The following is a 12,083-nucleotide window of genomic DNA, read 5'->3' on the forward strand; positions in this document are numbered from 1 at the left end:
TCAGGCCGGGGGCGCGGCGACGCGTTGGCCGACGACGGCCGAGACGCCGTCCTGCCGCATCGAGACGCCGTAGAGGGCGTCCGCGATCTCCATGGTCCGCTTCTGGTGGGTGATGACGATCAGCTGGCTCGAGGTGCGCAGGTCCTCGAAGATGCTGAGCAGTCGGCCGAGATTCGCGTCGTCGAGGGCGGCCTCCACCTCGTCCATGATGTAGAAGGGGCTCGGCCGCGACTTGAAGATGGCGACCATGAACGCCACGGCCGCGAGCGAGCGCTCCCCTCCGGAGAGGAGCGACAGCCGCTCGATCTTCTTGCCGGCCGGCCGCACCGCGACCTCGATGCCGGTGGTGAGCAGGTTCTCCGGGTCGGTCAGGCGGATGCTGCCGGTGCCGCCGGGGAAGAGGACGGGGAACACGTCCGCGAACGCCGCCTGCGTGTCGTCGAACGCGGAGGCGAACACGGTCTGCATCGTCTCGTCGAGCTCCTCGATGATGGTGAGCAGGTCCCGCCGGGTCCCGGTGAGGTCGGCCAGCTGCTCGGTCAGGAACGCGTGCCGCTGCTCCAGCGCGGCGAACTCCTCCAGCGCGAGCGGATTGACGCGGCCCAGCTGCCCGAGCTGCTTCTCGGCCTTCTCGAGGCGGCGGCGCTGCTCCTCGCGGACGTAGGGCCGCGGCTCCTGCTCCTCGTCCGTCTCGTCGGGGACGCCGACTCCGGGACCGTACTCCTCCACCAGCACGTCCTCGGCGAGCCCGAGCTCGGATGCGGCGCGCTCGAGCAGACCGGTGAGCTGCAGCCTCTTCTCGTAGATCTGCAGCTCGAGGCCGTGCACGCTCTCGGTGACGGACTGGAGCCGGTCGCGCACGCTCCCCTCCTCGCGGCGGAGCCCCTGCAGCTCGGCGTTCTGCTGCGAGCGCGCCGCCTCGGCCGCGACGAGCTCGGCCCGGGCCTGCTGGACGGAGCGGTCGACGGAGGCGAGGACGGCGGGGAGCGCGGCGGTCACCTCGGCCGCGGCGTCGCGCTGGCGACGGCGGATCACGGCGCGGCGCGCGGCCTCGTCGGCCGCGGCGCGGTCGGCGGCCAGCTGGCGGGCAAGCGCCTCCCCGCGGGACTGCTCCGCCCGCACCCGCTCCTTGGCGGTCTCGACGCCGAGCCGCGCCTCGATCTCGCGCTCGCGTGCGGTGTCGACGTCGCTCTGCAGACCGTCGCGCGCGCTCGCGTCGAGCACCGGCCGGGGCCTGGCGCGCGCGGCGTCGAGCGCCGACCTCGACTCCTGGGCCGCGCGCTCGGCGTCGCCGACCCGGTCCGAGGCGACGGCCAGCGCCCTCGAGCCCCGGCCGTGCTCGGCGGTGGCCGCCTCGAGCTGGGCGCGCACGCCGCCGAGCCGCTCGGTGTGGGCGGCACGGGCGGCGTCGTGCTCGCGGAGGGCCGAGAGCGCGCTCGCGGCCTGCTCCTTCGCGCCGCGGAGCGCACCGGTCTGCTCGGCGAGCTCGAAGCGGAGCCGGTCGATCCCGCCCTCGACCTCCTCCAGCCGGGCGGCGGCGGAGTCGCGCTCGGAGACGAGCTCGATCCGGCTGCGCTGCCCGCCGGAGCCGGCGCTCTGCACGGCGTCGGAGACGGTCGCGCCGTCGCGGGTGACCAGGACGGTGCCCGGATCGATGCGCTCCCTCAGGCGCCGCGCCGCGGCGAGGTCCTCGACCACGAGGAAACGCTCGAGGAGCGAGAGGACCCCGGCCGGCGCCGTGACGAGGTCACCCGCGCGTTCCGCCCCCTCGGGAACGGTGAGAGCGACGTGCGGCCGGGCGGCGTCGGCGACCAGCAGCTCGACGCGTCCGAGATCGCGCTCCAGCGCGGCGTCCAGAGCCGCGTCGGCTCGGGCTGTCGACTCGACCAGCACGGCGTCGGCGACCGCGCCGAGGGCGGCGGCGATCGCGGCCTCGGAGCCCGGCCGCACCTGGATCCGCTCGGCGACCCGGCCGCGCACCCCCTCGATCCGGGCGGCGATCAGCTCGGCCGAGCCGTCCGAGACGTCGAGGGCCAGCGACAGGGCACCCGTGCGGGCGGCCAGCGCCTCGCGCTCGCGCTCCAGGGCGTGCAGCTCCTCGCGCAGCCGCTCGATCCCGCCCTCGGCGGCCGAGACCGAGGACTGGGCGAGCTCGTAGCCCTCGTCGAGGCCGCCGTCGGGGCCGCGGCCCGCGTCGTCCAGCTCGGTCTCCAGAGCGTCGAGCGCCCGCCGCGCCGCCTCCTTCCGCCGGTCGGCCGCGTCGAGGGTGTTCTGCGCGCGCAGGACCTCGCCCCGGACGGACGCGAGACGGGAGGCGGCGGTGTCGGCCTGCCCCGAGAGGGTGGAGAGCTCGAGGTCGTAGCGCGAGACGAGGGCCGCCTGCGCGGCGATCTCCTCGTCGACCGCGTCGAGGGCGGAGCGGGCGGCGACGGTCGTGCGCTGCGCCTGGACCCACGCCGTCTCCGCGTCGAGGACGGCCTGCCGCAGGCGCTCCAGCTCGACCCGCGCCTCCTCCACCTGCGCCGGCGTCACGCGCGGCTGGATCTGCGGCTGCTCGGACTCGAGCTCGAGCATCGCGAGCCGCTGCCCGGCGAGGGCCGAGAGGTTGCGCAGCCGCTCCTGCACCGACTCCAGCTCGAACGAGGTGCGCCGGGCGTCGTCGACCGCGTCGCCGACCGCCTCCGCCTCGATCCGCGCTCGCCGGAGCGTCGCCTGCTCGAGCCGCTGCTGCAGGACCACCCGCTCGCTGTGCCGCTCGCTCTCGGTGCGGGCGAAGCCGTCCAGAGCGGTCCGGAGCGCGACCACGTCGTCGGCGAGCAGGCGCGCCCGGGCGTCGCGCACCACGGCGGCGATCGTCTGCGCCTGCCGTGCGACCTCGGCCTGGCGTCCGAGGGGCTTGAGCTGGCGCCGGATCTCGCCCGCGAGGTCGGAGAGGCGGGTCAGGTTGGCCTGCATCGCCTCGAGCTTGCGGAGCGTCTTCTCCTTGCGGCGGCGGTGCTTGAGGATCCCGGCGGCCTCCTCGATGAACCCGCGCCGCTCCTCGGGGGTCGCGTGCAGCACGGCGTCGAGCTGTCCCTGCCCCACGATGACGTGCATCTCGCGCCCGAGACCGGAGTCGCTCAGCAGTTCCTGCACGTCGAGCAGCCGGCAGCCGCGTCCGTTGATCGCGTACTCGCTGCCGCCGTTGCGGAAGAGGGTCCGGGTGATCGTCACCTCGGTGTACTCGATCGGCAGGGCGCCGTCCGAGTTGTCGATGGTGAGCGCGACCTCGGCGCGGCCGAGGGGTCCGCGGGTGGAGGTGCCCGCGAAGATGACGTCCTCCATCTTGCCGCCGCGGAGCGTCTTCGCCCCCTGCTCCCCCATCACCCAGGCGAGCGCGTCGACGACGTTGCTCTTGCCCGAGCCGTTGGGGCCGACGACGCAGGTGACCCCCGGCTCGAAGGCGAACGTGGTCGGCTGAGCGAAGGACTTGAACCCCTTGAGGGTCAGGCTCTTCAGGTACACCCGGCCGCCTCGCTCCCGTCCACAACGCCTCCACGGTAGCCGACGGCCGCGGCCGGGCCGGGAGGCGGAGCCCCGACCGGCCGACGGACCGCCGCGATCCCGCACCGGAACAGGCGCAGGAGGCCGCCGCGGGCGCCGGGACGTGCACACTGGGGTGGTGAACCGCACCTCCGACCCGGCGCTCCGGATCCGCGAGCTCGCGATCCCCGAGGCCGTGGGCGCCCACGGCTGGAGCGACTTCCTCGCCCTGACCGCGATCGGCGACGCTGTGGAGGCGGAGGGGACCGCCCCGGACTGCCGGGCCGTCTCCACCTGGAACGCCGAGGAGAACCGACCGATGCTCGCCGTGAACGAGGCCGTCGGCTTCACCCCCGTCGCCCACGAGGGCCAGTGGAGGAAGGAGCTCTCATGACCCCGCTCGTCGAGCCCGGACCGCCGCTGACCGCCGCCGAGCGCGAGCGGTTCGCCCGGCAGATCCGCCTGGCGCCCCTCGGGGAGCTCGGACAGCGGCGCCTCCGGAACGCGCGCGTGCTGATCCTCGGCGCGGGCGGCATCGGCTCGCCGGTGATCACGGCGCTCGCCGCGGCCGGGATCGGGCGGCTCGGCATCGTGGACGGCGACGTCGTCGAGCTCTCGAACCTGGCGCGGCAGACGGCGCACGACGACTCCTCGGTGGGCCGGTCGAAGGCGGAGTCGGCGGCGGCGACCGCGCGGCGGCTCTCCCCCGGCATCGACGCCCGGGCCTTCCCGGTGTCGCTGACCTCGGCCAACGTCGACGCCCTGGTGGCGGGCTGGGACGTCGTGGTCGACGGCTTCGACACCTTCGGCGCGCGCTACCTCGCCTCGGACGCGACGACGCGCGCCGGGATCCCGCACGTCTGGGGATCGGCACTCGGCTTCGACGGACAGCTCTCGACCTTCTGGGCCGGCGCCCCGGGCGGAGGGGTGACCCTGCGCGCACTGCACCCCGAGGCCGAGGACGCGGGCGACAGCTGCTCGACGGTGGGCGTGCTGGGCGCGCTCTGCGCGCTGATCGGCTCGGCCATGGCGGCCGAGGTCGTGAAGCTCGTGACCGGGGCGGGCGAGCCGCTGTTCGGTCGCGTCCTCGTGCACGACGCTCTCGACTCCTCCTGGGCCGAGCTCCCTCTCGAGCGGCGGGTGCCGCCGGTCCCGGAGCGGCGGGCCGCGGCGGGCTCGATCACGGCGGCCGAGCTGCGGGAGCGGCTGGCCGGGCCGACGCCCCCGAGCGTCGTCGACCTCCGCGAGGACGACGAGGACCGGTCCGTCGCGGTGCCCGGTGCCGTGCGGATGCCGATGTCGCGCTTCGACCCCGCCGCTCTGCCGGCCGGTCCGCTCGTCCTGCACTGCGCCTCCGGGGTCCGGTCGCGTCTCGCGGCGGAGCGCGCGGCGGCGGCGGGCGTGGCGTCCGACTCGCTCGACGGCGGGATGGCGTCGTGGCGGGAGCGGTGACCCGCCCCGCGGCCGCGTGCGCCGCGGAACGGGAGGGGTGAGGCGCACCCAGCGCCCTGCCGATCGGCGACCCGGGATGTTCGGTGCTCGCAGCGGAGAGGATCCGTCCTTCTCCGCGGATCAGGGCGGAGCAGTGTCCGAAGCTGATCGGCGGTGGCGTGCTCGCGGCCACCGTTCCGAGGAGAGCACCCATGCCGACGCCTTCACCGCACTCCGCGCGGCAGGCGGCGCTGCTCGATCCTCCCGACCCGCTCGACCCCGGCGCGGAGGCGTGATGCCTGAGGTCTGGAGTCCCGCCGAGAGGCGGCTGCGCCGGCTCGGCTGGATTCCGCGGCGCCCCCTGCCGCGAGGTGCCGTCTGCGACGCGATCGTCTCGCCGCGCCTCAGCCTCAGCCGCGCCTGGCTGCAGACCGGGGAGTTCGAGGTCCTCCCCCATCCCGGAAGGCTCCGCGTGCTCTTCAGCCTCGACGGGACCGGCCGCCTCTCCGCCCGGGGCCGCGACCACCGGCTCCCGGCCGGCAGCGCTCTCGTGACCCGCGCCTCGACGGTGCAGTACGCGGCTGCGCTCAGTCCGTGGGCGCGCTTCGAGTGGCAGCTGCGCCCCTCGGTGCTCCGCGCGAGCGAGTTCGCCTCGCTCACGGACCGGGTCCTCGCCCTCCCCGAGGCCTACTGGCGCGCACTCACCGGTGCGGCGAACACCGTCCTCACTTTCGGCGTCGAGCCCTCGGACGCGGCCTTCGAGCACTTCGAGATCGCGAGCGAGCACCTCCTGGCCTCGGCCTTCTCGGCGCTGCTGCCCTCCCCCGACCGGGAGGACCGGTCCCCCGCCGCCGTGTACGCGAACGGCACGCGCCTGATCGAGCGGCACTACCGCGACCGCTCCTTCACGGTGGAGACGCTGGCGGAGCGCCTCGGCGTGTCGGTCAGCCACCTGCACCGGGCGTTCTCGGCCGCCGGCACCACCCCTCGTCAGCGGATCGAGCGCGCACGGGCCTTCGAGGCGCAGCGCCTCCTCGACGAGCTCGGCCCGCGGGCGGCGACGGACCTGGACCGCGTGGCGCGGTCGGCCGGCTTCAGCTCGCGGATCCACATGCAGCGGACCCTCCGCCGGATCGACGACGCGAGCTGACGTGGGCCGCCGCGTCCCCCGCGCCGGACGGGCTCCCGGCGAGGAGGCGGCCTGAGCGGCTCCCCCGGTCCGGCGGCGCAACGGAACGTCCACGGTCGGGCATGGAACCTCGTCGCGGCCCGTTCCGCGTCGACCGGAGGCCGGACGTTCGGCAGGATCGGCGCGTCCACCACCCCTCGCACGAAAGAAAGAAAAGGAACACCATGACGGACACCAACTCCCTGGACCCGACGGCAGCGCACTCGCGCTCCCTCCCCCCGCGGATCGACTCGACCCGCGGGGGGCCCGCCCGGCGGACGATCATGTCGGGTGCGGCCTGGTCCGTCCCCGTCGTCGCCGCGGCGGTCGCGACCCCCGCGGCCGCCGCGTCCACCGGCCTCACCCTCGCCTTCGACGCCCCGGCGTACTCCTTCCCCGCCTGCACCACGAGAACGGTCTCCGTCCTCGCCACGACCAACGGCGCTCCCGCTGCCGGCGATACGGTCACCATCACTCTCCCCGCCGGCCTGACCAGCGGCGGCGCGCAGACCGTCAGGGCGACGACCGGCGCGGACGGACGCGTGAGCATCCCGGTCACGGCCGGGAACGTGGCGCAGAACGGCATCACCCTCTCCGCCGTCTCCGGCGCCGCGGGCGCGACGGCGACCGCGAGCACCACCGCGACCACGGGGACCGCCGTCCGGTACGTCACCGACGGCGGACGGACGACGACGGAGTCGAACGGCAACGTGCCCTCGGGAGCCAAGACCGTCGGACCCCGGTACTACCTGACGGAGTCGGGCGAGCTCTACCACGGCGGGGGCCGGATCGCGCGCGGCGTCACCAGCGTCCAGGGCTTCCGCGACGAGCAGAACCACGACGTCGCCGACTTCGTGGTCGACGGCGTCTTCTACCGCTTCGTCACCGGAGACGCCGCACCGAAGGCCATCGGGAGCGGCGTGCCGGCCGGATCGACGGTCCATGCGCCCGCCTTCTACGTCACACCGAACGGCGAGCTGCGGCGCGCCGGCGGAGCCCTCGTGACCACCGGAGTGACGAGCGCGGACTCCTTCCGCGACCAGAGCAACAACGACGTCATCGACGTGATCGTCGGCTCGGAGCTCGTCCGCTACATCTCCTCCACGAAGAACCAGGTCTACGCCAGGAACGTTCCGGCAGGATCGACGGCCTTGGCGCCCTCGTACCACCTGACGCCGGACGGGCGCCTCTTCAACAGCAGCATCCTGGTCGCCACCGGGGTGACCAGTGCCGACGCCTACCGCGATCGACAGAACCGTGACGTCGTGGACGTGATCCAGAACGGCGCTCTCGTCCGGTACGGCGCGTTCGCGGACAGGACGCAGCCGCAGATCCGCGTCGCCTCCGGTGTGCCCTCCGACGCCACCATCTTCGCGCCGGACGCCTACGTGACCCGGGACGGCCGGGCCTTTGTCAGCGGCGTGCTGGTCGCCACCGGAGTCTCCTCGGCGTTCGGATTCCTCGACGTGCAGAACCGCAACGTGCTCGACACGATGACCAACGTCCTGTGCCCGTGACGCACGGGATCGGCCGCTGATCCGGTCCTGCCCCGCCGCACGCGGGTCCGAGGGAGGCGTCCCGCGGGTCCCTGTGCGGCGGGACAGGACCAGTCCGTCCTCGGGATGCAGCGTCCTCCAGAAGCGCGGACGCACCTGCTGCGGACCGCGCGGATCGGACGCACCGGTCCGGTCGAGGACGGCTCGTCACGGAGGGCTCTTCGGGGTCAGCCGCCGGCGAACGGCGGCAGGACGTCGACCGCGGCATCGGGACGCAGCGGCGTGGCCCTGTTCGCGGTCGACACGCCGTCGACCAGGTAGGTGCACCGTGCGAGCACGTCGGCGGCCGAGGGCGCGGAGGCGACGAGTCTCTCCTCGAGAGCGCCCAGGTCGGGCACCTCGTCGAGCTCGTCGGAACCACGGCCGAGGGCGGCTTTGGCCGCCGCGAAGTAGCGGACCCGCATGCTCATCCGCCGATCGCGCTCATCGTGCGATCGGGCTGCACGAAGCCCGCCCTGTTCATCTCGTGTCCCGCGGGCTTGGCCCACATCGCCCCGCGCCAGAGCTGGGCGACCTCGTGGTCGTCCGCGCCCGCGCGCATCGGGCCGAGCAGGTCCGTCTCCTCGTTCGAGAAGAGGCAGCTGCGGACACCGCCCTCGGCGGTGAGCCGGGTGCGGCGGCAGTCGTCGCAGAAGTTCTCGGTGACGGACGCGATGATCCCCACCTGGCCGAGAACCTCGGACCCCCCGGCCTCGCGGACGTCGAAGAGCTCGGCGGGGGCGCCGTCGCGGGGGGCCGCGTGCGGGCTGAGCGAGAAGCGCTCCGAGAGCAGCGCCCGGATGTCCGCGGCGGTGATCATGGTCGCGCGGTCCCAGCCGTGGTCGGCGTCGAGCGCCATCTGCTCGATGAAGCGGAGCTGGTGGCCTCCCGCGAGGGCCCAGGCGAGCAGCTCCGGGGCCTCGTGGTCGTTGATCCCGGGCAGGAGCACCGCGTTGATCTTGGTCTGGTCCAGGCCGGCGGGACCGAGCGCGTCGATGCCCGCGAGCACGCGGTCGAGGAACGGGCGACGGGTGACCTTCGCGAAGGTCTCGGCGCAGATCGAGTCGAGCGAGACGTTGACGCGGTTCAGGCCGGCGTCGGCGAGCGCCGCTGCCCGACCCGACAGGCCGATCGCGTTCGTGGTGAGCGAGATCTCGGGGCGCGGGTCGAGGGAGGCGACGTCGCGGATGATGTCGACGAGGTCCTTGCGCAGGAGCGGCTCACCGCCGGTGAAGCGGATCTGGCGGACGCCGAACTGCTCCACGGCGATGCGCGCGAGGCGGAGGATCTCCTCACGGCTGAGCAGGGACGCGGGCGGCTGGAACGGCAGGCCCTCCGCCGGCATGCAATAGGTGCAGCGCAGATTGCACTTGTCCGTCAGCGAGATCCGCAGATCGTCCGCGACGCGCCCGTAGGTGTCCAGGAGGAGCGGGGTGGCGGGGCGGTCGGCCGGGAGGACCGCGCTGCGCTGTCGGGGCCGGAAGCCCGGGATCCCCAGTGCTGTGCTCATCCGCTCACACTACGCCGCGGAACCGGGCGCGACCCGGCAAGATGGACTCGGTCCCGCCGCCGGTCGGGCTCCGCCGCTCGCGAGAGGACACGATGACCTCGATCGACCTGCACGCAGCCCGGGTGCGGGCGCTGCTCGCGCCGCTGGCCACGCGGGGTGCCCGCGAGACGCTGAGCCTGGATCCGGCCGCCGTCGCCGCCGATACGGGCGCGTACGACCGGCGGGTCCTCGCCCGCTCCGTCGACTCCCCGCTCGACCTGCCGCGCTTCGACAACTCGCAGATGGACGGCTTCGCGGTGCGGGCGGCCGACCTCGACGCGGCGGCGCCGGAGCATCCCGTCGCCCTGCCCGTCTCGGCGCCGATCCCCGCGGGCGACCGGGCGCCGCGGCACGAGCCCGGCACGGCGACACCGATCATGACCGGCTCGCCGCTGCCGGTGGGGGCCGACGCCGTCGTCCCGGTCGAGCGCGTCGATCCTCCGCGCTTCCCCGCGGAGGGCAGCGTCGCCTTCGCGCACCCGGTGGTGCCGGCGACCTTCGTCCGAGCCCGGGGCAGCGACGCCCGCCGCGGCGAGCTCGCCCTCCCGGCCGGCACGGTCCTCCGCGCGGCCCACTACGGACTCCTCGCCTCCCTCGGGCTGACCGAGGCGGAGGTGCTGCCGCGACTCCGGGTGCTCGTCGTCCCCACCGGCAACGAGATCCGTCCCGCAGGCGCCGTCCTCGAGGAGGCGCAGATCCACGACGCGAACGGCGCCCTGCTGGCCGAGGCCGTCCGCGAGGCGGGCGCGCTGCCCGTCGTCGCCGCCTGCACGAGCGATCGGGCCGAGGACCTCCTGGCGCTGCTCGAGGAGCACGCGGGCGCGGCCGACCTGGTGATCACGGTCGGCGGTGTCAGCGCGGGCGCCTACGAGGTCGTCCGCGACGCGCTCGGCCCGGCGGGCTCGGAGTTCGGCCACGTCGAGATGCAGCCGGGCGGCCCGCAGGGCCTCGGTCTCGTGCGCGTGGCCGAGGGGCTGCACCTGCCGGTGGTCTCGCTTCCCGGGAACCCGGTGAGCGCCCTGGTCTCGTTCGAGGTGTTCCTCCGGCCCGTGCTGCGCTCGCTCGCGGGACGGACGCCCGCCGAGCGGCCGCGGCTCCGTGCGCGCCTCGGCACGGCGCTCGACTCGCCCGCGCACCTGCACCAGATCCGCCGCGGAGTCCTCGACGACGAGGGCCTCGTGCACCCGGTGGGCGGGCCCGGCTCGCACCTGCTGGCGTCCTACGCCCGCTCCACCGTGCTCATCCACGTCCCCGTCGGGACGGACCACGCAGCGACCGGCGACACGGTCGAGATCTGGAGGATCGATGACTGAGAGCGATCGGCTCACCCATGTGCGCGGCGACGGAGCCGTGCACATGGTCGATGTGAGCGCGAAGGAGGTCACGGCGCGCACCGCCGTCGCCGAGGGCTACGTCGAGACCTCACCCGAGGTGGTGCGGCTCCTCGAGCAGGGCGAGCTGCCCAAGGGCGAAGCGCTCGGCGTGGCGCGGATCGCCGGGATCCTCGGCGCGAAGGCGACCTCTACCCTCATCCCGCTCTGCCACCCGCTGGCGCTGGACGGCGTCGACGTGGACCTCGAGCCGCAGGACGGCCGCGTCCGGATCGAGGCGCGCGTGCGCACGACCGGGCGCACCGGCGTCGAGATGGAGGCGCTGACCGCGGTCAGCGTGGCCGCCCTCACGGTCTACGACATGATCAAGGCGGTCGATCGCGGTGCCGCGATCACCGGCATCCGTGTGCTCGCGAAGGCGGGCGGGAGGAGCGGCTCGTGGACGAGCGGAGGAACCCCGTGACGCGGCGGGCGGTGGCGGTCGTCGCCTCCACCCGTGCCGCCTCCGGCGTGTACGAGGACCGGACGGGACCGGCGCTGGAGGCCTGGTTCACCACCCGCGGCTGGGAGTCCCGCGTGGTCGTCGTGGCCGACGGCGACGCGGTGGGCGAGGCGATCGCCGACGCGATCGGCAGCGGAGTCGACGTGGTCGTGACCACCGGCGGGACGGGCGTCGCCCCGAGCGACGTCACCCCGGAGCAGACCGCTCCCCTCCTGGAGCGGCCCCTGCCCGGCCTCGCCGAGGCGGTGCGCGCCAAGGGCGCCGCCCACGTCCCGACCGCCGTGCTCAGCCGCGGGCTCGCCGGCGTCAGCGGCCGCACCGTCGTGGTGAACCTCCCCGGCTCCCCCGGCGGCGTCCGCGACGGGATCGACGTGCTCGACCCGGTGATCGGGCACCTGCTCGACCAGCTCGGAGGCGGCGACCATGCCCGCTGAGCCGGTCGCCCTCGCGCGGCTCGCGGCCGAGGCCATCACCGTCGACGAGTGCGAGCAGGCGGTCGACTCCCCGACGCACGGCGCCGTCGTGACCTTCGCGGGCGTCGTCCGCGACCACGACGAGGGCCGCGGCGTGCTCCGACTGTCCTACGAGGCGCACCCGGACGCCCCCGCCGCACTCCTCGCCTCCGCCCGCCGCATCGCCGAGCGCTGGCCCGACGTCCGGATCGCCGCCGTGCACCGGATCGGCGACCTCGTGGTCGGCGACCTCGCCCTCGCCTGCGCCGTGGCCTCGGCCCACCGCGCGGCGGCCTTCGAAGCCTGCGCGGCACTGGTCGACGACATCAAGGCGTCGGTGCCGATCTGGAAGGAGCAGTCCTTCGTCGACGGCAGCTCGGAGTGGGTCGCGAGCCTCGGCTGATCTTCCTTCGAGCCCGTCCCCGCCGGGCTCGGCGCGGTCGGCCGGAGAGGGTGGTCACGTTTCGCAGAGCGGGGAGCGATCGCCTAGACCGATCCGCTGGCACGCGGATCGATCGTTCGGCTCGGGGGGAGAGCGAGGGGGTGGCGGGTCGACATCGGGAGGTCGCCCACTGATCCGCAAGGTCGGGGCC

General features: G+C 74.7%; 11 protein-coding genes. 8 read left to right on the forward strand and 3 right to left on the reverse strand.

The features are described from left to right. Positions 1-3,504, reverse strand: a complete 3,504-nt coding sequence (gene smc / locus C5B95_RS08155; protein ID WP_104348910.1) for a chromosome segregation protein SMC — start codon at positions 3,502-3,504, stop codon at positions 1-3. Between the two features lie 157 nt (positions 3,505-3,661). Between smc and C5B95_RS17995 the strand changes: the two genes are divergently transcribed. The 4 genes from C5B95_RS17995 to C5B95_RS08175 all read left to right on the forward strand — a co-directional run bounded on the left by C5B95_RS17995 (position 3,662) and on the right by C5B95_RS08175 (position 7,638). Then, positions 3,662-3,916: a hypothetical protein gene (locus C5B95_RS17995; RefSeq protein ID WP_181068031.1), complete on the forward strand. Its 255-nt coding sequence runs from the start codon at positions 3,662-3,664 to the stop codon at positions 3,914-3,916. Next, positions 3,913-4,974 carry a ThiF family adenylyltransferase gene (locus C5B95_RS08165; RefSeq protein ID WP_104283551.1) on the forward strand — a complete coding sequence of 354 codons (1,062 nt, stop codon included), beginning with the start codon at positions 3,913-3,915 and terminating at the stop codon, positions 4,972-4,974. Before C5B95_RS17995 ends, C5B95_RS08165 begins: the two co-directional genes overlap by 4 nt. A 274-nt stretch (positions 4,975-5,248) precedes the next feature. Next, positions 5,249-6,103, forward strand: coding sequence for an AraC family transcriptional regulator (locus C5B95_RS08170; protein WP_181068032.1), 855 nt, complete (start codon positions 5,249-5,251; stop codon positions 6,101-6,103). Between the two features lie 203 nt (positions 6,104-6,306). Next, positions 6,307-7,638, forward strand: coding sequence for a hypothetical protein (locus C5B95_RS08175; protein WP_104348912.1), 1,332 nt, complete (start codon positions 6,307-6,309; stop codon positions 7,636-7,638). A gap of 206 nt (positions 7,639-7,844) precedes the next feature. On the opposite strand, the gene C5B95_RS08180 is transcribed toward C5B95_RS08175, so the two are convergent. Then, the gene (locus tag C5B95_RS08180) at positions 7,845-8,087 is read right to left on the reverse strand and encodes a MoaD/ThiS family protein (protein ID WP_104247637.1); all 243 of its coding nucleotides are present in this window, start codon (positions 8,085-8,087) and stop codon (positions 7,845-7,847) included. Beyond that, positions 8,084-9,166, reverse strand: a complete 1,083-nt coding sequence (gene moaA, locus C5B95_RS08185) for a GTP 3',8-cyclase MoaA (protein ID WP_104348913.1) — start codon at positions 9,164-9,166, stop codon at positions 8,084-8,086. Before moaA ends, C5B95_RS08180 begins: the two co-directional genes overlap by 4 nt. Before the next feature lie 92 nt (positions 9,167-9,258). On the opposite strand from moaA, the gene glp reads away from it, so the two are divergent. Genes glp through C5B95_RS08205 form a run of 4 tightly spaced genes read left to right on the forward strand, consistent with a single transcriptional unit; the run spans position 9,259 to position 11,893 of the window. Continuing rightward, on the forward strand, positions 9,259-10,518 hold the full coding sequence (gene glp, locus C5B95_RS08190; protein WP_104267298.1) for a gephyrin-like molybdotransferase Glp: 1,260 nt from the start codon (positions 9,259-9,261) through the stop codon (positions 10,516-10,518). After that, positions 10,511-10,999 carry a cyclic pyranopterin monophosphate synthase MoaC gene (gene moaC, locus C5B95_RS08195; protein WP_104232482.1) on the forward strand — a complete coding sequence of 163 codons (489 nt, stop codon included), beginning with the start codon at positions 10,511-10,513 and terminating at the stop codon, positions 10,997-10,999. The genes glp and moaC overlap by 8 nt, the downstream gene beginning before the upstream one ends. Then, positions 10,975-11,472, forward strand: a complete 498-nt coding sequence (locus tag C5B95_RS08200) for a molybdenum cofactor biosynthesis protein B (protein WP_244229433.1) — start codon at positions 10,975-10,977, stop codon at positions 11,470-11,472. Before moaC ends, C5B95_RS08200 begins: the two co-directional genes overlap by 25 nt. After that, positions 11,462-11,893: a molybdenum cofactor biosynthesis protein MoaE gene (locus C5B95_RS08205; RefSeq protein ID WP_104232481.1), complete on the forward strand. Its 432-nt coding sequence runs from the start codon at positions 11,462-11,464 to the stop codon at positions 11,891-11,893. The genes C5B95_RS08200 and C5B95_RS08205 overlap by 11 nt, the downstream gene beginning before the upstream one ends. Positions 11,894-12,083 lie beyond the last annotated feature (190 nt).

Source organism: Rathayibacter sp. AY1A7 (assembly GCF_002930845.1).
In the GTDB taxonomy this organism is placed as follows: Bacteria; Actinomycetota; Actinomycetes; order Actinomycetales; family Microbacteriaceae; genus Rathayibacter.